Source organism: Psychroflexus sp. MES1-P1E (assembly GCF_002836055.1).
Lineage (GTDB): Bacteria > Bacteroidota > Bacteroidia > Flavobacteriales > Flavobacteriaceae > Psychroflexus.
Genome location: NZ_PJBS01000089.1, coordinates 1 through 22,010, shown reverse-complemented (window position 1 = coordinate 22,010; position 22,010 = coordinate 1). Strand labels below are relative to the sequence as shown.

Genomic DNA, 22,010 nt, shown 5'->3' with positions numbered 1-22,010 from the left:
TTGCCATAAATATTTTCATTTTTAAGTGATTTGTAATTTATGGTTTTTAAATAAAACTCTTTTTTGAATCTCGATCGCTATAGATTTAATTTGGTACAAGACTTACTCAAAACTAAAAGTTGCCTAGCCAGCTATCTAAAAATCCCTTTGATGATTAGAACTTGAGTTGTAATTAGTACTTCTGTAAATTCGCACAGCATCATCTAATAGCCGTCAAGGACTTTAAGTAATTCACCTGAGATAAAAGAAATTTAAAATCGTGATCAGTAAACAAGTGAAAAAAAAGAGTTGATTAAAACAAATCTTAATTCTGAAATTGTATGAGGTTAGAAGTAAGAAAAACGTTTTTTATCAAACAATAAGGTAATCCTAATTTATAATTTCCAACCTTATGAATTCGGTAGTTTAGATATCAATAATTTCTCTATGATATCTTCAACGCCTTCTTCTGTGTTACTTTTGGTTTGATAGTTGGCGATTTTTATGACGTTTGGATGGGCATTTTTCATAGCAAAACTAAGACGTGCCAATTGCAACATACCAATATCGTTATTATAATCTCCAAACACCATGGTTTCATTTAGGGTAACGCCCAAGTCCTGTTGTATAATTTTCAAGGCATAGGCTTTATTAGCTTCTTTATGTGATATGTCGAGCCAATTTTGCCCTGAAACAACGACTTGATAACTATCCATTAGATTTTGAACCTGTGGATAGATATATGCTTCTGAAGATTCAAAATGATACACAGCTATTTTTACAAAATCGTCGTCTGTAACCTCGGTCAAATCGTCAACCTTTTCAACTTCGCTATAAAAGCTGCTGAGTTGAGTCATAAACTTGGTGCTAGAACTTTCAATGTAGGCGCTCTTTCTACCACACAGTACAATAAAGCAATCTTTTATAGACCTAAGGAGAGTGATGCAGTGTTGCACATCGTCTTCAGTTAGCTTTAGTAAAACTTTAGTTTCATCAGCATGTTGCATAATGCCTCCATTTTCACCAATAATGCTAATCTCATCTTTAATGGGCTCGAGTTTGCTTAAAATACTTTGGTACTGCCTACCACTTGCTGCTACAAAATGAATATCATGTTTTTTAAGCTCTTCAAATTGTTGAAAAAATCGAGTGCTTACCTCATTCTTTTCATTTAGGAGGGTACCGTCCATATCAGTAACAATAAGTTTAATATCAGAAAAATCCATAATAAAGCTTTAGACTACAAACATAATTTTTACTTTTTAAGTATCAATACAAGTTTATATTAATTCTACGGGTATAGTTTTACAGTTTTTTGTCTATTTACTTCTGGTCAATTTCGTAGATAAGCTTAAAAAGCAACAAACACAAAACGTGGGAAAAGGCTAGCATGCTGAATTAAATTTATAACATCGTATAAATAATCAGCATGCTAGCCTTAGTTACGGTAATTCTTTTCGATAAAAAGCAGGAGAAAGAAGCCTGTGCCAAATTTGTTTCGGTAAACCGATTTATGGCGACATTTGAATGCTAAATTGGTATTAGTCCATAGCATAGATAAAAATAGACTCAATCTCTGTTTTAAAGAGCCTCGCCAGCTTGATGGCCAGCACCAAACTAGGATCAAATTTTTCCTTTTCAATCGCATTTATAGTTTGTCGGGACACCTCTACCGCTTTCCCCAGCTGCTCCTGGGTAAGGTTATGCTCTGCGCGTAATACTTTGAGTTTGTTTTTCATGAGTAGCGTTTATTGATGATGAGCGTACTCACCATATAAATAACACCAATTATGCCCACTAGAAAACCAATTTCAGCATCTTCATTAATCAGATTGGTGGTGTCGAGCAACGAATAGGTAATCCCAATGATGACGGTTAAACCCAAAGTAATCCCCAAAGCCTCAAGTTGTATTTTACGTTGCAGCTCGTCTAGGCTATTAAAGAAATGGCGGTTGGCGATAACCATGGCAATACCATTGGCAAAGTTCAACCCCACAAAGAGAATGGTGAGCAGTTGGTGGTCGTCCCAAATAAATTGAGGACCAAAGGTGGCTAGAGCTAGCGTAGCGACCCAAGACCACGTCCAGCCCGCTAAATTTAAAACTTGTTGTTTCTTGGTTTTCATATAAAAAGTCATTAAGAGTTTACATTATGTCAATAAGACTTTACAAATGTAATCTAATAATTGACAATGTCAAGTTTATTTTACATTTTTTAAAAAAGACCATTGCAAGGCGTACGTATTTTCTCTTTTGATTTTGCTTATGCCAGCCCTAAAAGCGCTTAAATGATAAGCTTAAAACACTCCCATTCACCTCCAATTTGGGATCTGTAAGGGAAGTTCTCCTGAATGTTTATAAATTCTAAAATCTCCCAACTCGTTTGAAGCTGGCGTGAGTTGGGCGTGAATTGCTTTCAATCCCGAGAGATACATCGGGAGTATTTTTATTGAGGAATCACAGAATTAAGAATGATCTCTTGTGCGTTAGTCATGTTGTGAATTGCTTTAAATCCCGAGAGATACATCGGGAGTATTTTTATTGAGGATTCACAGGCTATTATGTGTTAATTAATATTATTTATATGTTGTGAATTGCTTTCAATCCCGAGAGATACATCGGGAGTATTTTTATTGAGGATTCACAGGGTCTGTTGGTTGCTAACTTTAGAGTTATTAGTTGTGAATTGCTTTCAATCCCGAGAGATACATCGGGAGTATTTTTATTGAGGATTTACAGGACAGCTTTAATCAATTCCCTAGCCTTTAAAGTTATGAATTGCTTTCAATCCCGAGAGATACATCGGGAGTATTTTTATTGAGGATTCACAGGAACGTTGATAATCAAGATTTAAGCATTAATGTTGTGAATTGCTTTCAATCCCGAGAGATACATTGGGAGTATTTTTATTGAGGATTCACAGGCATTACCATTAGCACCACAACAAACACTAGTTGTGAATTGCTTTCAATCCCGAGAGATACATCGGGAGTATTTTTATTGAGGAATCACAGGCAAACGGGAAAATTTGAAATACTAAATCAGTTGTGAATTGCTTTCAATCCCGAGAGATACATCGGGAGTATTTTTATTGAGGAATCACAGGATATTGAATTTGGTTCAACTGGTATTTTATGTTGTGAATTGCTTTCAATCCCGAGAGATACATCGGGAGTATTTTTATTGAGGAATCACAGGCAGGTTATAGAGGTGAAAGGGGTACTTTAAGTTGTGAATTGCTTTCAAAATTGTATTTTTATTGAGGATTCACAGGCGTCGTGAAGGTCTGAGAGTCTAGCAGATGGTTGTGAATTGCTTTCAAAATTGTATTTTTATTGAGGATTCACAGGATCTTGATTTGTTTTTTTAAAGCCCGTGGAGTTGTGAATTGCTTTCAAAATTGTATTTTTATTGAGGATTCACAGGCCTTCAATCTCTACGATCGTTCCATCCTTGTTGTGAATTGCTTTCAAAATTGTATTTTTATTGAGGATTCACAGGTTTGTTTCACTCATTTTTATCCTCTGTTAGGTTGTGAATTGCTTTCAAAATTGTATTTTTAATGAGGATTCACAGGTAAAAAATGCTCCCACCGTATTCATCATGTGTTGTGAATTGCTTTCAAAATTGTATTTTTATTGAGGATTCACAGGCGGCAGTAAGCATAACGCTTAGCTTGTGGGGTTGTGAATTGCTTTCAAAATTGTATTTTTATTGAGGATTCACAGGCAAATAGAACTAATATTAAGACCTTTATCGTTGTGAATTGCTTTCAAAATTGTATTTTTATTGAGGATTCACAGGTATTAATGTAATAGAAATACAGGCATATCCGTTGTGAATTGCTTTCAAAATTGTATTTTTATTGAGGATTCACAGGTCTAGTATTTCTTTGCGTGCCATTCTCTTTGTTGTGAATTGCTTTCAAAATTGTATTTTTATTGAGGATTCACAGGTTTGCTATTAGTTTAGTGTCCGCGATAGTAGTTGTGAATTGCTTTCAAAATTGTATTTTTATTGAGGATTCACAGGCAGAAAGCTCGCGAACATCGCCAAACTGATGTTGTGAATTGCTTTCAAAATTGTATTTTTATTGAGGATTCACAGGAGATTCGAACCATTTAAAGATATTAACTTTGTTGTGAATTGCTTTCAAAATTGTATTTTTATTGAGGATTCACAGGAGTCCAATCCATTTTATACGGACGTAAACCGTTGTGAATTGCTTTCAAAATTGTATTTTTATTGAGGATTCACAGGAGATTTTGCGGTAGACATTACGGCTGCAACGTTGTGAATTGCTTTCAAAATTGTATTTTTATTGAGGATTCACAGGTCAGGGTCTGTGTCTGATCCTGTGAAAGTAGTTGTGAATTGCTTTCAAAATTGTATTTTTATTGAGGATTCACAGGCAACTAGTCCAGTTGAGTCTCAGATTGTAGTTGTGAATTGCTTTCAAAATTGTATTTTTATTGAGGATTCACAGGTTATTGAAAGGGCATCCTCAAGCGCCCCAGTTTGTGAATTGCTTTCAAAATTGTATTTTTATTGAGGATTCACAGGAAACAAGGCTTAACATTCCGCAATTAATCAGTTGTGAATTGCTTTCAAAATTGTATTTTTATTGAGGATTCACAGGACAAAGAAGGTGATCAAAGAAAATGGCATTGTTGTGAATTGCTTTCAAAATTGTATTTTTATTGAGGATTCACAGGCAGAAACATTATATTAAAACCTGAAACGGAGTTGTGAATTGCTTTCAATCCCGAGAGATACATCGGGAGTATTTTTAATGAGGATTCACAGGAATAAAACAAGAAGCATTTACAGCACAAGGATGTGAATTGCTTTCAATCCCGAGAGATACATCGGGAGTATTTTTATTGAGGATTCACAGGCAGAGCGAAAATGGGTCCAGACTTGTTCTTGTTGTGAATTGCTTTCAAAATTGTATTTTTATTGAGGATTCACAGGAAATAAAAAGGAGGGTGGTATTGAAATCTTGTTGTGAATTGCTTTCAAAATTGTATTTTTATTGAGGATTCACAGCTTGATAGTGTTGCATAGCTGAGACAACCGAGTTGTGAATTGCTTTCAAAATTGTATTTTTATTGAGGATTCACAGGAGTGATTCACAGGTTTTTGGGTCGAATTTAGTTGTGAATTGCTTTCAAAATTGTATTTTTATTGAGGATTCACAGGTTCTGAAATGTGTTTTGTTTTTCGCTTCCAGTTGTGAATTGCTTTCAAAATTGTATTTTTATTGAGGATTCACAGGCCTTGAAATGGTTTACATTTGTCATGATCTGTTGTGAATTGCTTTCAAAATTGTATTTTTATTGAGGATTCACAGGAGTCCAATCCATTTTATACGGACGTAAACCGTTGTGAATTGCTTTCAAAATTGTATTTTTATTGAGGATTCACAGGCTTAGTAAACTTCTTACTTCCATGTTAAAAGTTGTGAATTGCTTTCAAAATTGTATTTTTATTGAGGATTCACAGGAGTCCAATCCATTTTATACGGACGTAATCCGTTGTGAATTGCTTTCAAAATTGTATTTTTATTGAGGATTCACAGGTTTCTTCGCTTTTTTGGTTTTGATTTTTTAGTTGTGAATTGCTTTCAAAATTGTATTTTTATTGAGGATTCACAGGCAGCACAACAAGCGGGGCGGGCAGTGTTTAGTTGTGAATTGCTTTCAAAATTGTATTTTTATTGAGGATTCACAGGTGAAGTGCTAATCTAACGCCTTCAACTTTTGTTGTGAATTGCTTTCAAAATTGTATTTTTATTGAGGATTCACAGGATTTTATGTAAGTAAGCGTATGCAGTTAAGTTGTGAATTGCTTTCAAAATTGTATTTTTATTGAGGATTCACAGGGCAAACCAATTTATAGGACTCTACGAAATAGTTGTGAATTGCTTTCAAAATTGTATTTTTATTGAGGATTCACAGGTACAGGACGGAGTTAAAAACGTTGAGAAGGTTGTGAATTGCTTTCAAAATTGTATTTTTATTGAGGATTCACAGGAAGGAGTGATTGACTAAGAGAATGAAAAAGGTTGTGAATTGCTTTCAAAATTGTATTTTTATTGAGGATTCACAGGAATTTGTGAATTAATGAGTGATTCATACCTGTTGTGAATTGCTTTCAAAATTGTATTTTTATTGAGGATTCACAGGAGTAAAAAAGCAGCTTAACGAATGGGTTAAGTTGTGAATTGCTTTCAAAATTGTATTTTTATTGAGGATTCACAGGCTCCCTTGATAATTACGAAGCATTTTCAAAGTTGTGAATTGCTTTCAAAATTGTATTTTTATTGAGGATTCACAGGGGAAATGTTTTCACAACCTGTACTATTCGAGTTGTGAATTGCTTTCAAAATTGTATTTTTATTGAGGATTCACAGGTGTAAGTAAGCGTATTCATTTGACGAATTAGTTGTGAATTGCTTTCAAAATTGTATTTTTATTGAGGATTCACAGGAGAAATATAGAAGAGAGCCAGTAACTTAAGTTGTGAATTGCTTTCAAAATTGTATTTTTATTGAGGATTCACAGGTGAGTTAATAGATGTAGAAGAAAGAATCTTGTTGTGAATTGCTTTCAAAATTGTATTTTTATTGAGGATTCACAGGTTAATTGTAGTTCTGTTCTTGATACGCCATGTTGTGAATTGCTTTCAAAATTGTATTTTTATTGAGGATTCACAGGCAGCACAACAAGCGGGGCGGGCAGTATTCAGTTGTGAATTGCTTTCAAAATTGTATTTTTATTGAGGATTCACAGGAAAAAGCTTTTTAAAACATTAGTAAGTATAGTTGTGAATTGCTTTCAAAATTGTATTTTTATTGAGGATTCACAGGCTTGAGATGTATCCTCCCAAAGATCTCAGAGTTGTGAATTGCTTTCAAAATTGTATTTTTATTGAGGATTCACAGGCTAAGCACATTAACGCTAAAGGTCGTGCTAGTTGTGAATTGCTTTCAAAATTGTATTTTTATTGAGGATTCACAGGATCTATTGCGTGATTCCATGAGTCTTTGTAGTTGTGAATTGCTTTCAAAATTGTATTTTTATTGAGGATTCACAGGCTTCATTTTATCTAGCGACCAGCTTATCGAGTTGTGAATTGCTTTCAAAATTGTATTTTTATTGAGGATTCACAGGTTAGTTGTTCTTTTTCTGTTGTCATGGTTTGTTGTGAATTGCTTTCAAAATTGTATTTTTATTGAGGATTCACAGGATAAGAACTTAAAAAGCCAATGCGGTTATGTTGTGAATTGCTTTCAAAATTGTATTTTTATTGAGGATTCACAGGTTCAATTGTAATGTTATCCCGTGGCGTTATGTTGTGAATTGCTTTCAAAATTGTATTTTTATTGAGGATTCACAGGAACCGTTTACTTAATTGACCAAAGCGATGCGTTGTGAATTGCTTTCAAAATTGTATTTTTATTGAGGATTCACAGGATGGTCATGATTCAGCTACAGAACGAGAGTGTTGTGAATTGCTTTCAAAATTGTATTTTTATTGAGGATTCACAGGGTTGCGGGTTTTGTACTTGTAGTTCTTCCAGTTGTGAATTGCTTTCAAAATTGTATTTTTATTGAGGATTCACAGGATTTTTAAGATAGTCTAGTAGTTCTTTAATGTTGTGAATTGCTTTCAAAATTGTATTTTTATTGAGGATTCACAGGGTCATCGTCAAAGTTTATCGGGTCGTCTCTGTTGTGAATTGCTTTCAAAATTGTATTTTTATTGAGGATTCACAGGTGTATATATTGCATTGCTGTTGATGTTCCAGGTTGTGAATTGCTTTCAAAATTGTATTTTTATTGAGGATTCACAGGCTTCTTTGCTTAGTTTCTTCATAACTATTTGTTGTGAATTGCTTTCAAAATTGTATTTTTATTGAGGATTCACAGGATGATAAAAGAGTCACTAACCCGAAATAGGTTGTGAATTGCTTTCAAAATTGTATTTTTATTGAGGATTCACAGGTGTACGTGCTTGTTTAACTACTCCCTTGCTGTTGTGAATTGCTTTCAAAATTGTATTTTTATTGAGGATTCACAGGAAAAGGTTGCCCTCTTACTTAATTGTAAGGGTTGTGAATTGCTTTCAAAATTGTATTTTTATTGAGGATTCACAGGAAACCTTAAAGACTAATGAAATACGCTCACGTTGTGAATTGCTTTCAATCCCGAGAGATACATCGGGAGTATTTTTATTGAGGATTCACAGGAAAAACTTGAATCTTATGGTTATGTAGTTAGTTGTGAATTGCTTTCAATCCCGAGAGATACATCGGGAGTATTTTTATTGAGGATTCACAGGGCAACTTATGTGCTTGTAAAAGCATTGTATGTTGTGAATTGCTTTCAATCCCGAGAGATACATCGGGAGTATTTTTATTGAGGATTCACAGGAATGAAGGAACGGACTATTTTATTCAAGGGGTTGTGAATTGCTTTCAATCCCGAGAGATACATCGGGAGTATTTTTATTGAGGATTCACAGGTGGTGTGCCTTTATGAGTTTCAGTCTATTGGTTGTGAATTGCTTTCAATCCCGAGAGATACATCGGGAGTATTTTTATTGAGGATTCACAGGGAGTTCCTTGAGAGACTGCCCAATAGATCCGTTGTGAATTGCTTTCAATCCCGAGAGATACATCGGGAGTATTTTTATTGAGGATTCACAGGAGGGAATCAAATCGATTACGATCGCATTCAGTTGTGAATTGCTTTCAATCCCGAGAGATACATCGGGAGTATTTTTATTGAGGATTCACAGGTTGTTGACTTCATTCTAGGTGTTAAAGCATGTTGTGAATTGCTTTCAAAATTAAATATGTAAAATTCAATAATAGCATAAAAGACAAATGACAAAAGAACAAATTATTAAAAGTGGTTTTGTAACAGCTTTTATTACCGATTATTTTGAAAATAAAAGTTATAGCTTTTATCCTGACAAAGACAGATTACGCTACATTCTATGCAATAGCGAACAAGAGAAAAAAGAAGTAACAATAAAACAAATTGAAAAAACTAAAGCCAAAATTTCCAAATTGGGTTTTGAAGATTTGAGTTTTGCGTATTTATTGAGTTGTAAACCTGATAGCCGACCCAATTACATTGAGCCGAATAAAAGATTTGATTTTTGGTTGCATAGATTTTCGAAAGAGTTTGAAGACAATATTATTAAATTCGACCCAATTACAAAAGCAGTTTACCTATTCAATAAAGTGCCTGAACTTACAAGTGAAGTATTTGAAAATGAAAGTGAATTTTGGGAATGGTATCCAAAAGCACAATGCCCAAAAACAATGGATTTTATTTCAATTATACCAAATGAAGCAGATTTACTTTCACAAATTGAATACGACATACAGGAGTACAATAAAAATGAATACTGGGAATTTGATTTTGAAGAGTATGAAAGGTTTATTGATGTAAGTAAACCGATTGAAATACTGTTTAACCTTTGTGAGTTACTTGTACAGCTTGATAGATTAGAAATGTTTAATGAGTTTCGTGAAATTGAACCGATTTCAAAGCCAAAACCTGAACAGGAAAACCCGAAAGACTTTGAGGAACTTTTTTATAATACTGAACTAATTACACCCTGTATTGATATTTTAAAAGAACTTGACCCACCTTTAATTGATACAGATTACAATTACATAGGAAAATTGAAAGGTGTTATTTGCGTTTGGATAGGTGAACTACAAAGACAGGGTATTGTTAAAAGTAATTACACCGATGAACGCAAATTATTTGCTTCATTAATACCACAGAAAATAAAGCGGTTTTCCATTGATGAAAGTATGTTTGGTAAACCCCAAAAGAAAGCAGAAGAAAATTACGGAACAGATATTAAAACAAAGGTTTCTAAAATAAAACTTTCCCAAAATTCCCACTAAGGAATGCAGGGAAATTTGAGACTATAAATAGCGGTTTGTTTGTGTCAAAATTTATTTGATATGGACAAAACAGTATTTATTTCGTTACCGATTGAAGACTTACAAACGGTAATTATTGATTGCGTAAACTCTTGTTTAAAAAACAATAAGCAGGAAAGCAAATCACCCACCAACAAAACAGAAAAGCTTTTAACCATTAAAGAAGCAAGCGAATTTCTAAAGCTTTCTGTACCTACTTTATACAGCAAAGTAAGTAGGAATGAATTACCCTACATGAAGCGAGCGAAACGCTTGTATTTTTCCAGTATTGAGTTAATGGAATACGTTAAGAAGGGGCGTAATAAAACTGATGCTGAAATTGAAGCAGAAGCAGAAGCCTTTTTGTCTAACAAAAGAAAAGGGCTGAAGTAATGGAAACCACCAACAACAACCCTTTGCATAAAAGACAATATAAAGATAAGGCTTTAATACTTGACTTCATAAGAAAACAAGTTGAAAAGGGAACAGGCAGAAGTCTTACAGAACTCAAAAAAGAACATTCAGAAGAGCGTTTATTTTATATTGGGCTAAAGCATACTACAACGACTAAAAAAGCATTCTGTAAAGCTTTAAATATCAATATCGACAACGCTTGCAGATATAAAAGAGCCTTAGAGTTAGACGGCAATTTAGTACAGTCAAAAGATGAGATAATTTGTCCTTACACTAAACATAAAGCACACTTAATAAGCACAAATTCGAAGGAGTTTGAGCGGTTACAAAAATCAAAGACTAACCAATTAAAAATGTTTGTGTAATGGAAGCAAAGAAACTGAACCCAAACTTTGATGACTTAAATAAGCCTGAAACTATAAAAAATCACATTCAGGAATTGACAAATAAGGATGCTAAATATTCCGAACTTGAAGTAAAAGCAACAGATGTAATAAAGCCCCCGCAGATTGCATGGGAGCAAGTTGTTAAAGAAAGTAGATCAATTTTAGGAACACTTGGAAATTTTTCTTTGATAATTGGAAAAGCTAAAAGTAGAAAGTCATTTTTTATAAATATTGCGGTTTCAGCCGTATTAAATAATGATATTCTTTTAAGTCAATTCAGGGGTGCGTTACCACAGGATAAAAGAAAAGTAATATACTTTGATACAGAGCAAGGTAAGTATCATGTACAACTTGCTTTAAAGCGTATTTGCAAGCAAATAAGAGTAGATATTCCTGAAGACTTGGTTTATTACTTACGAAGTGAAAAGCCGTCAGAAAGGCTTAAAATCATTGAAGATATTATTTACAATACTGAAAATTTGGGCTTTGTTGTAATTGATGGAATTAAGGATTTAGTTACTTCAATAAATGATGAAGGCGAAGCGACAATGATTGCTAGCAAGCTTTTAAAATGGACTGAAGAAAAGAACATTCATATTACAACAGTATTGCACCAAAACAAAAGCGACAACAACGCGAGGGGTCATATTGGTACTGAATTAATAAATAAAGCTGAAACCGTCTTAGCAGTATCTAAAAACGAACAGGACAAAGATATTTCAATTGTAGAAGCTCAACAATGTAGAAACAGAGAACCTGAACCATTTGCATTTGAAATTAATGAAGACGGTTTACCTGTAATTGTTGAAGATTTTGAAATAAGAACGGAAACAAAAAACAGCAAGTTTGATATTACTGAATTGGAAGATTTTAAAAAATATCAATTATTGACTGAAGTATTTAGTAAGGGAGATAATTTCAATTATTCAGAATTGAGAATACAAATAGCATACAAGAAACAGTTTAGTAAAAAGCTAGGAGATAATAGAGCGAAGGAATTAATTACAAATTGTAAAAATAAAGACTGGCTAATACAGGGAAAACCTAAAGCTCCTTACAATTTAGGGGATTTCAAAGGTTTAGAAGTAGAGGATAATGTTTTTTAAGCACGGTTTACAGTTTACTAAACCAGTTTAAACCCTAAACCTATGAATGAATACAGATACATTTTAGACCGTAGTAGTAAGAAGTTTATTTGCCCTGATGCAAAATGCACTAAAAAACGCTTTGTAAGATACATTGATACAGAAACAGGCAACTACTTAATTGATGCCTTTGGACGTTGCGACCGTGAAAGTAATTGCGGTCACAACAATGACCCTTATAAAAGTGGTTATTCAAAAATGATATGGGAACAGGAACAGGGCAAAGATGTGAACTTTGAAGTAAGAAAGCCAGTTTATAAAGCTCAACCAAAAGCCAAAAAAGAAACTGAATTTATACCAGTAAGCGAATTAAAAAACACCTTAAAAGATTATGAAAAAAATATTTTTATTCAAAACCTACTCAACAAAATTGCATTCCCTTTTGAAGCAGAAGACATGGAAAAAATTATATCGTTATATCGTTTGGGAACTGTTCCCGAAAATGGGGCGGTATGCTTTCCTTTTATAGATGCAAAACAGAATATAAGAGCAGTTCAGGAAAAAATATTTGATGCTAATAACAACACCGATAAGAATAAAAAATATCATACCAGTTGGCTACATAGCAGACTACAATTTACTGAATACAGAAACAAGCCTTTGCCTGAATGGTTACAAAGCTATTTAAATAACGATACAAAGGTTTCCTGTTTGTTTGGTGAACACCTTTTAAGCAATTACCCACAAAACCCTATTGCGTTGGTAGTTGCCCCTAAAACCGCTATTTATGGGACGTTATATTTTGGCTTTCCTGAAGAGCCTACCAACTTACTTTGGCTTTCAGTATTCAATTTAAGCAGTCTAACTTATAATAAATGTAAAGTATTAAAAGGGCGTGATGTGTATTTGTTTCCTGATGCTTCAAAAGACGGTACAGCCTTCAGGACTTGGAGTAATAAAGCAAGCGACATTGAAAGCAAGTTAAGCGGTACATATTTCAAAGTTTCAGATTTACTGGAAGAGCTTGCACCCGATTGTGATAAGGAACAGGGCAACGACCTTGCAGACTATTTAATAAAACAGGATTGGCGTAAATTCAGACCCCAGGAAACAGAACCACAGCCCGAAGTTTTACCCGTTGAAAATACTATTTGTGAAAAACGTGAAGCTTCAAACAAACATTTTATTTCAGAAGAAAAAAAACAATACAAGTTGAGGTATTCCAACCTGAACCAATTGAACAACCTGTAAAGGAACAACTCGAAAACTGGGGCAATGATATAGCAGACTTAGAAAACTACTTTGTAAGTATTGAACTACCAACCCAACCTATAAAATTGAACAGATGCAGTACAATAAATAATTGTTCCTTATTCATTAAAAGCCACTTTGCTACCGTGAAAGCAAATAATGGAATACAGATTTTTATACCATACCTGAACCGATTACAGCAACTCAAACAAGTATTAACTATAAATTCAAATTGATATGAAGACCGCAAAAGTAAGCGCGCATGATCTTGACGAATATTTAATTAATCAATAAAATGCGCGCCTAATAAGATTGTTAACCTATATCAATAAATAGTTTAATTGATAACTACAGAACTAACATAGTTTTCAAATTGTATTATTGCTTTATTGAGACAGTTTTCTAACAATTCAGACCTTTGTTGCATTGGGTTTTTCTGTGTAACTTTATAACTGGTATTACCGTAATTAATATTTTGACTTTCATTATACTCCGATGCAACAACTTCAAAATCTTTCTCATAAACCTCTCCTTCATATTTTATGTTTACATAGACTTTCGCAACTGCATCAACATTGAACTTACTATTGCCAGTTAAAAGAGTCGCTCCAACTGATGTTGCTGTTTTTTCAACAAGTCTTAAATCAGTCAAGGTAACTTGAACATCTATTACATCCTCTGAGTAAGAGTTGAATTTATTAGAGAAGTATGAATCAAAAAGTCTATTAAAAGCAGTTGTTGAAGCGTATTGAAATGCTTCAAGATTGTTTTTTGAATTTCCGTTTTTCATAACAGAGGTAAGGGCCATATTCCCGTCAGGAACTTCAGAAGAGAGACTGTAATTCGCATTAATATCCTTGTTATCTGCAAGAAGCATAGTTTGATCACTCAAATTTGCTTGAAGTGGAATTGTTGTCGAACAAGAGATAATAAAATTTGAAACAATTAGTAGGATAAAGATTTTTTTCATGACTTAGTTTTTAATTAGCTGGCAAACATAAGTAATTATTTTTTCCTCACGATTTCAATCTTAACTTAGAGTTTTACACCTTCCCGTAAATAAAATTAAATGATTTTAAAACACCTGTAAAAAGATCAATAAACGATTAAAATTCGACTAGAATAATTAAAATATCACAGGTTAAAAAAATGGAATAATCTTTATGTTGAATGGTAAAAATGCAACGAATGAAATACCTATAAAAGTGTAATCCAACACCTTATTAATCAAAATTGAACAAATTGGACACCATAAAGAGAACTTTATAAAACCTTACTAAACGTTCGTAAAACGATGAAGGAACGGTGAAAACTTTAATTTATCGAAACAGTACGCGCAAGGTTAAACGTTGATTAATCAACCTCTTTCAAAAGAACTTCTGTGGTATCTGTTCGCGCGTATAAAAGTTAATTTGTTTTAATTAATTAAATAATGTAATTAAGATAGTATCTTATATTTATGCAATAAAAAAGGGTAAAACAGGGAAGTTATGGCACAATTTAAATAAGGACAAGGAGGGCGATCAAAAGATATTTGAAATTAATGAAGCAAATAAATAAAGCTGAAAGCATATCATTAAGCAAAATTCAGTTAGCAATTTTAAGTTGAACCTGATACCCTAAAAGTAAGTTTACAGTAAGTATTTGAGCCTTATTTGTACCTTGTATTTAATTTAAAATACTTAATACTTTAATAAATAGTTATTTAAGTTAAATTAATAGTTTCCGTTGTGAAAACATTTAAAGCGGCCTTTACGGGTCGCTTTTTTCATTTTAATACTTCTAAGCTAGTATTTTCTAATATAAATTACAACCTCTAACGCTGGGGATATAAAATTAAATCATTACTCTGCTGGTTTCTAGAATATTAAGAAATAAACCTAATTGTCTTTCCCAAATTTTTAACTTCTACCCCGATCAAGAGTCTAAAAATTATCTAAATTCACAATAGTATTATTAAACCCTATAATCCATGCGATATTTTATTATAGTTCTATTGGTTAGTGCTACCCTAAACGGACAAACCTATACAGGCTTTACGCAAGCCTCTGCCGAAACTCAAGCTCAGCAGGAAACCGATTTTTTAAATCAGGTGAAGCCGGCTGACTTTAAAACTCATCTCAAAACCTTAACTCAAGAACCCCACATCGCTGGGACGCCCGCCAACGAAAAGGTGAGAGATTATATGGTTGCAACGATGGATAAGGCTGGATGGTCTGTAGACACCTATCCTTACGAAGTATATATGAGTAGCGATCCTGGAACCTCATTGGTAGAAGTGGTGTCGCCAGTTTCCATTCTCCTCGATCAGAAAGAGGACGCTTTGAAAGAAGATCCCTATTCGCAAAACACTACTCTTGTAAAAGGCTGGAATGCCTACTCAGGAAGTGGAGACGTGACTGCTGAGGTGATTTATGCCAATTATGGCACTAAAGCCGATTTTGAAAAGCTGGAAGAACTCGGTATATCGGTTAAGGGTAAGATCGTTATTGCTAGATACGGAGGTAACTTCCGTGGGTATAAAGCCAAATTTGCCGAAGCTCGTGGAGCAGTCGGACTTATTATCTATACAGATCCTAAAGATTCTGGGTTTACCAAAGGCTTAACTTTTCCCGAAGGCGTGTATTACAACCCTAGTGCAATCCAACGTGGCTCTTTGCTCACCGCCGATTGGACTGGAGACCCGTTGACGCCCTACGAGCCTGCCTTACCACTAGATCATAAGGACACTCCAGAGCGTTTAGCGCCAGAGGATGCTGGACTGCATACTATTCCCGTTACACCTATTGGTTATGGTGCCGCAGAGTCTATTTTTAAACATATGAAAGGTGAGGTGGTTCCTAAAACTTGGCAAGGCGGATTGCCTTATACCTATAGAGTGAACGGTGGAGAGGATCTGAAAGTGAGACTCAAAGTCGACCAACCCAAAAAAATGACCAAGATTTACAATGTCGTTGCGACTTTAAAAGGCAAAGAACAACCCGATGAATGGGTGATTCTTGGTTGCCATTATGATGCGTGGGCTTTTGGAGCGACAGATCCCAATTCGGGAACCGCCATGCTGTTGAGCTTATCAGAATCACTAGGGCGTTTAGCCGAAGATGGAAAAAGACCCAACCGCTCTATTATGATTGCCCATTGGGATGCCGAGGAACATGGGGTCATCGGTTCTAGTGAATGGGTAGAGCAGATGAAGGATGAGCTAAAGGCCAAAGCGGTGGCTTATATAAATTTAGATGGTGCTGTATCTGGGAAAAATTTTGGAGCCTCTTCAGCACCAAGTCTTAAGACTCTTATTTTAGAAGCTTCCAAAGCGGTAGATTATCCCTACACAGAGGAAACCGTTTATGAGCATTGGGCGGGTGATAAGCCAGAGCCCAACATTGGAAATCTGGGTGGGGGATCAGACCATATCGCTTTTTATATGTTTGCCGGCGTGCCGTCTTTAAGTGGTGGAGCTGGTGGACCTACCTTATATCATACCAATTACGATGACTTTTATTATTACGAGAATTTCGTAGATCCCGAATTTCAGATGGGACCTACAGTCGAAAAACTGATGGGTATTTTGAGCTTAAGGTTGGCCAACGCCGAGTTTATTCCTTACGATATAGAGCGGTATGCCACAGATTTGGAACTGCATTTTGAAAACGCGACTCAGCAGGTAAAGTCTTTTTATTCTGATTTTACTGGGTTTACAGCTTCAAGCCAAGCGATATCCAGCTTAAAACTCTCCACCAGCTCAGTGGCGAAAGCCCTCGAGAAACTCCTCTCCACCGAGAACATATCCAAACGCCAAAAGAATCAACTGAATGCTCAGCTGCTCGCGCTAGAAAAAAGTTTTTTGGATCCCAAAGGGATGCCTTATGGCGATTGGTATAAATCACTCTATGCTTCCTCAGATCCTTTTAGCGGTTATGCCTCTTGGATTTTGCCAGGTATCCAGTATCAAATCGAAACTGAAGCTACTCAAGACCTAAAAATGTGGGACGAGCGGTATGCTAAAGCCATAAAAGAGCTGGACGATAAATTAAAAGGCATGTTGGAAAGTCTATAGGTTTTAGGCTATGTCAGTTCGAGTGATTTCAGGGGATTCGAAAGAAATCCCATGAGATCGCATCGAGAATTCGACAGGTCTAAACTACTTCTCGATACAATTTTCTATCGAAAATCACTCGAAGTGACCAACCAAAACTTTAATCCAAACGCTTCGTTTTAGTTACTTTAATAATGGAATACACCAAATATCCAATTGGACCAAACACAAAGCAAAGCAACAGACACGGAATTATAAGGTAATGATTGATCTTGTGTTTTTGGGATTGGTTCAGAATCCAATTTCCCACCAAGAGATCAAAAACCAAATAATGCACCCAACCGGTGAGAACAGCCACATCTGAGGTAAACATCGCTTTTACACCTTCAAGCTCATTGAAGGATTCCATATCCAAATCACCCAAGCCCGTCACAACGTAAAAAGCATAGACTAGAGACATCGCTATGGTAAGGCCGTTGATCACTGGATTTTTCCATGATTTGTTTGGAAAAAAAATCAAGATCAACCAAGCGGGTAGAACGATAGTATTAACGATTTGAAAGACGAGTGAGGGTGACATAGGCTTTAGGTTTTTTGATTTAAATTTACTAATAATTTAGGATTGTCGAAAAATATTTCATTTTTATTCTGTTTTGTTATTTATCGACAACGGACTCGCATGCCGTTTCAAAAAACAGTATGACCAACGGCATAACTTCCAAATAAGTATCCTCCTTATTTATAGGATTATCTAATACCATAACATTTAACTATCAGAAATTCTAATATGTCCATCAAAAACTGTAATTTTAAATAGGTTAACAATTTAAGTTTTACTACTACTTTTGATTATCATAAATAAATTTATACTCATGAAAAAATTATTAATTGCAGCATTTAGTTTGTTTGTTGTGGTCGCTTTTGCACAGCAAAGTACCGAACCTGAATATAAGACCTGTCCTGTAACAGGTATCAGGATAAAAGTTAAAGATGGTGAAAATCCCCATGCTAAGATGCAGGAGAAATCTTCAGTAACAGAAGAAACGACACCCAGACGAACAGGGGGTAAAGACTGGTGGCCCAACTCTTTAAATTTGAGTGTTTTGAGACAGCATTCTCAAAAATCCAATCCTATGGGTGAAGATTTTGACTATCGAGCTGCCTTTAAAGCCTTAGATTATGAGGCTTTAAAAACTGACTTAGTCGCGCTGATGAAAGATTCTAAAGAGTGGTGGCCTGCAGATTATGGTCATTATGGTCCGTTTTTTATTCGGATGTCTTGGCACAGCGCTGGAACTTACCGAACAGCGGATGGTCGAGGTGGATCTCGAGATGGTCAACAGCGATTTGCACCCATTAATAGCTGGCCAGATAATGCCAACTTGGACAAGGCGAGACGTCTGCTATGGCCAATAAAGCAAAAGTATGGCAAGAGTATTTCTTGGGCCGATCTAATGATTCTTGCAGGAACTCTTGCTTATGAAGATATGGGCTTAGAAATAGCTGGATTTAGTGGTGGTCGTGAAGACACCTGGGAGCCCTCCAGCAACGTCTATTGGGGAGCAGAAAATGAAATGTTAGCAAATGATAAGCGCTACGATGAAAATGGAGATATAGAGCAGCCTCTAGCTGCTGTTCAAATGGGATTGATTTATGTGAACCCTGAAGGTCCCGATGGAAATCCAGATCCAGCACTTGCTGCAGATGGAATTCGCCAAACCTTTGGGAGGATGGGGATGAACGATAAAGAAACAGTAGCCCTTATTGCTGGAGGCCATACTATAGGTAAAACCCATGGAGCTGGCGATGCAGATCTAGGTCCGGCCCCTGAAGCAGCCTCTATCCAAGAGCAAGGTTTAGGATGGATGAGTTCTTATAAATCTGGAAAAGCGGAAGATGCTATCACTTCTGGATTGGAGGTGATATGGACTAGCACTCCAGCAGAATGGAGCCAAGGTTATTTCAAATCCTTATTTGAAAATGAGTGGGAATTGACCAAAAGCCTCGGAGGAGCATACCAATGGGTTGCCAAGGATTCTAAAGAAATCTATCCTGATGCTCATATCGAAGGGAAAAAGCACAGACCAACCATGTTGACGACAGATTTAACGATGATCAAAGATCCTGAGTATTTGGAAATTTCCAAATTCTTTTATGAGAATCCAGAAGAGTTCAATAAAACTTTTGCTCAAGCTTGGTTCAAGTTAACCCACAGAGACATGGGACCAAAGTCAACTTATATAGGACCTGAAGCTCCAAAAGAAGATTTTATATGGCAAGATCCTATTCCAAAAGCGGATTACGAAATGATCAATGCCGCAGATATTAAAGCACTAAAGGCTGAAATTTTGAAGTCTGGACTCAATACCTCAGAGTTGGTAGAGACAGCTTGGACTTCAGCATCCACTTACAGAGATTCTGATCGACGTGGGGGAGCCAATGGAGGGCATATTCTACTAGAGCCACAGCGCAGCTGGGAAGCTAACAATCCTAAGCAATTGGATAAAGTGGCGTCTAAACTGGCTATGATCCAAAAGGATTTTAATAAAAAGTATAACAACAAAGAGGTGTCTATGGCAGATTTAATCGTCCTCGGAGGGAATGTAGCTATTGAACAAGCTGCCAAAAAAGCGGGTCATACTATTGAAGTGCCCTTTATGCCTGGAAGAACCGATGCGTTACAAGAACAAACCGATGTGGAATCTATGCAATTGCTTAAACCTATGGCCGACGGATTTACAAACTATCAGGGAAAGCAATACACCTTAACCACAGAAGAGTTATTGGTAGATAAAGCTCAGTTACTCACCTTAACTGCACCAGAAATGACTGTTCTTCTAGGAGGGATGCGAGCCTTAGGAGCCAATCATGGCGATGCGCAACATGGGGTCTTTACAGATCGTCCTGGAGAGCTAACGACAGATTTCTTTGTAAATCTGCTAGACATGAGTCATAAATGGGAACCTAAAGACGATAAAGAACAAGTCTTTATTTCCAAAAATAGACAAACAGGCGATACAAAGTGGACTGCTACTCGCGCTGACTTGATCTTTGGATCAAACTCGGAGTTAAGAGCTTTAGCAGAAGTCTATGCTACTGAAGATGCCGATGAAAAATTTGTAACTGATTTTGTATCGGCTTGGTCTAAAGTTATGCAATTAGATCGATTCGATGTCAAGATGTAATTCTTTTCGTTTATAAGTATAAAAAAGGCCCTGCAATTGCAGAGCCTTTTTTTTTGTAGCAAAATCATGACCTAGATTTTTTATCAGTTTCCTGCTTTCTCCTTTTTAATTTGGGGATAGTTAACCATTCAAACTCATTCCTTCTGAGTTTAATTTATGTAAAATAGGGGAGGTGAAATATATTTTATAATTAATTAGTATATAAGTATTAAAATAGGGGGGTAATAATTACATTTATCCTATAATAATAATTATACACCCCTAAAATTATAGGGTTTTATTAAAAATAAAGTACTTATGAAAATAGGAGTTCCCATTGAAGTTAAAAATAATGAAAGTCGGGTATCTATCACCCCAGCAGGTGTTTTTGAATTGACGAAAAGAAAACATCACGTATATGTTCAAACTCAAGCTGGTTTGGCTAGTGGTTTTGAAGATCAGGACTATATAGAAGCGGGTGCAGAGATTTTATCAAGTCTAGAGGCTGTATATGAAAAAGCAGAGATGATCGTCAAGGTCAAGGAACCTATAGAAAAAGAATACGCTCTTGTTAGAGAAGGTCAAATTATTTTCACCTATTTTCATTTTGCTTCTAGTCAGGCTTTAACTCTGGCTATGATTGCTTCCAAAGCAGTGTGTATTGCTTATGAAACTGTGGAAGATGAGGATGGCAGTTTACCTTTGCTAACGCCCATGTCTGAAGTCGCTGGGCGTATGGCAACTCAGCAAGGCGCCAAATATTTGGAGAAACCCATTCGAGGAAAAGGTATTCTCTTAGGAGGAGTTCCAGGAGTGCCTCCCGGTAAAGTCCTAGTTCTTGGCGCGGGAGTCGTTGGGATCCAAGCCGCAAAAATGGCTGCTGGTCTTGGAGCTCACGTGACGATATTTGATATCAATATGAAAAGGCTTAGGTACGTGAATGATATTATGCCTAGTCACGTGGTGACCGCCTTTTCCAATGAATATAACATCAGGAAACATATCAAAACGGCAGATCTAATTATTGGTGCAGTATTGATTCCTGGAGCCAAAGCTCCAAAATTGATTACTAGAGATATGCTTAAGGACATGACACCAGGAACGGTTATGGTGGATGTAGCAGTAGATCAAGGGGGGTGTTTTGAAACGACAAGACCGACCACCCATGAAGATCCTACCTATATCATTGATGATGTGGTACACTACTGTGTAACCAATATGCCAGGAGCTGTGCCTTACACATCTACTTTAGCACTCACCAACGTCACTTTTCCATATGTGCTAGATATCGCTCAAAAAGGATGGAAAGAGGCTTGTAAATCTGATCCTTCACTTCAAAAGGGCCTGAGTCTGGATCATGGAAAAGTAATTTGTAAAGAGATTTTAAAAGAGATGTTAGTTTAATTTATGGATGAGGTTTAAGATTTTTTCTTCATATCATCAACAGGGTTATAACTCGATGGGGTTTAAAATAATTGATGTTAACTACCTCAAGTTACCTTTCGATACAATTTTTTATCAAAAATCACTCGAAGTGACATCGACGCAACACTTTGTCAGTTTGAGGACAAGACCCGTTTTACTTCTCGATACAATTTTCTACCGAAAATCATTCGAAGTGACATCGATGCAACACTTTGTCAGTTCGAGTGATGGAGAGACGGTAGTCAAGCCATTGTATCGAGAACTCGACTAAACGTAGCAAAGAATTATATCGAAAAATAATTGATGTTAACCACCTCTA

14 protein-coding genes and 2 CRISPR repeat arrays are annotated in these 22,010 nt (G+C 35.7%); of the genes, 9 read left to right on the top strand and 5 right to left on the bottom strand.

Translation table 11 applies throughout. From position 1 onward, the window contains the following. Positions 1–389: 389 nt before the first annotated feature. From CXF67_RS01750 to CXF67_RS01740, 3 genes are all read right to left on the bottom strand, one after another. Complete coding sequence (locus CXF67_RS01750; RefSeq protein ID WP_102087180.1) at positions 390–1,205, bottom strand: HAD family hydrolase; 816 nt, start codon at positions 1,203–1,205, stop codon at positions 390–392. A gap of 315 nt (positions 1,206–1,520) precedes the next feature. Further along, the gene (locus CXF67_RS01745) at positions 1,521–1,718 is read right to left on the bottom strand and encodes a helix-turn-helix transcriptional regulator (protein WP_102087179.1); all 198 of its coding nucleotides are present in this window, start codon (positions 1,716–1,718) and stop codon (positions 1,521–1,523) included. Then, on the bottom strand, positions 1,715–2,104 hold the full coding sequence (locus tag CXF67_RS01740) for a hypothetical protein (protein ID WP_257984545.1): 390 nt from the start codon (positions 2,102–2,104) through the stop codon (positions 1,715–1,717). Before CXF67_RS01740 ends, CXF67_RS01745 begins: the two co-directional genes overlap by 4 nt. Before the next feature lie 1,102 nt (positions 2,105–3,206). Further along, positions 3,207–4,693: direct repeats of the CRISPR family, unit length 46 nt; unit sequence GTTGTGAATTGCTTTCAAAATTGTATTTTTATTGAGGATTCACAGG. 212 nt (positions 4,694–4,905) lie between these two features. Next, positions 4,906–8,140: direct repeats of the CRISPR family, unit length 46 nt; unit sequence GTTGTGAATTGCTTTCAAAATTGTATTTTTATTGAGGATTCACAGG. A 731-nt stretch (positions 8,141–8,871) separates the two neighbouring features. Here CXF67_RS01740 and CXF67_RS01735 point away from each other — a divergent pair. Genes CXF67_RS01735 through CXF67_RS19130 form a run of 6 tightly spaced genes read left to right on the top strand, consistent with a single transcriptional unit; the run spans position 8,872 to position 13,302 of the window. Further along, a complete protein-coding gene (locus CXF67_RS01735; protein WP_102087177.1) occupies positions 8,872–9,912 on the top strand; it encodes a hypothetical protein in 1,041 nt (346 codons plus the stop codon). Positions 9,913–9,972: 60 nt separating this feature from the next. Further along, positions 9,973–10,323, top strand: a complete 351-nt coding sequence (locus CXF67_RS01730) for a helix-turn-helix domain-containing protein (RefSeq protein ID WP_102087176.1) — start codon at positions 9,973–9,975, stop codon at positions 10,321–10,323. Next, positions 10,323–10,709: a hypothetical protein gene (locus CXF67_RS01725; RefSeq protein ID WP_102087175.1), complete on the top strand. Its 387-nt coding sequence runs from the start codon at positions 10,323–10,325 to the stop codon at positions 10,707–10,709. Before CXF67_RS01730 ends, CXF67_RS01725 begins: the two co-directional genes overlap by 1 nt. Next, entirely contained in the window at positions 10,709–11,836 is a 1,128-nt protein-coding gene (locus CXF67_RS01720) for an AAA family ATPase (protein ID WP_102087174.1), read from the top strand. The genes CXF67_RS01725 and CXF67_RS01720 overlap by 1 nt, the downstream gene beginning before the upstream one ends. Before the next feature lie 42 nt (positions 11,837–11,878). Next, entirely contained in the window at positions 11,879–13,066 is a 1,188-nt protein-coding gene (locus CXF67_RS01715; protein ID WP_180957864.1) for a DUF6371 domain-containing protein, read from the top strand. Continuing rightward, positions 13,021–13,302, top strand: a complete 282-nt coding sequence (locus CXF67_RS19130) for a DUF6965 family protein (RefSeq protein ID WP_374702234.1) — start codon at positions 13,021–13,023, stop codon at positions 13,300–13,302. The genes CXF67_RS01715 and CXF67_RS19130 overlap by 46 nt, the downstream gene beginning before the upstream one ends. Before the next feature lie 101 nt (positions 13,303–13,403). On the opposite strand, the gene CXF67_RS01710 is transcribed toward CXF67_RS19130, so the two are convergent. Then, on the bottom strand, positions 13,404–14,036 hold the full coding sequence (locus tag CXF67_RS01710; protein WP_102087173.1) for a hypothetical protein: 633 nt from the start codon (positions 14,034–14,036) through the stop codon (positions 13,404–13,406). Between the two features lie 1,002 nt (positions 14,037–15,038). Here CXF67_RS01710 and CXF67_RS01705 point away from each other — a divergent pair. Then, entirely contained in the window at positions 15,039–17,123 is a 2,085-nt protein-coding gene (locus CXF67_RS01705) for a M28 family peptidase (protein WP_102087172.1), read from the top strand. A 139-nt stretch (positions 17,124–17,262) separates the two neighbouring features. On the opposite strand, the gene CXF67_RS01700 is transcribed toward CXF67_RS01705, so the two are convergent. Beyond that, positions 17,263–17,682: an ABA4-like family protein gene (locus CXF67_RS01700; protein ID WP_102087171.1), complete on the bottom strand. Its 420-nt coding sequence runs from the start codon at positions 17,680–17,682 to the stop codon at positions 17,263–17,265. A gap of 292 nt (positions 17,683–17,974) precedes the next feature. Here CXF67_RS01700 and katG point away from each other — a divergent pair, with 292 nt between their 5' ends. Next, entirely contained in the window at positions 17,975–20,287 is a 2,313-nt protein-coding gene (gene katG, locus CXF67_RS01695) for a catalase/peroxidase HPI (protein ID WP_102087170.1), read from the top strand. Positions 20,288–20,584: 297 nt separating this feature from the next. After that, a complete protein-coding gene (gene ald, locus CXF67_RS01690; protein ID WP_102087169.1) occupies positions 20,585–21,670 on the top strand; it encodes an alanine dehydrogenase in 1,086 nt (361 codons plus the stop codon). The last annotated feature ends 340 nt before the right edge of the window (positions 21,671–22,010 follow it).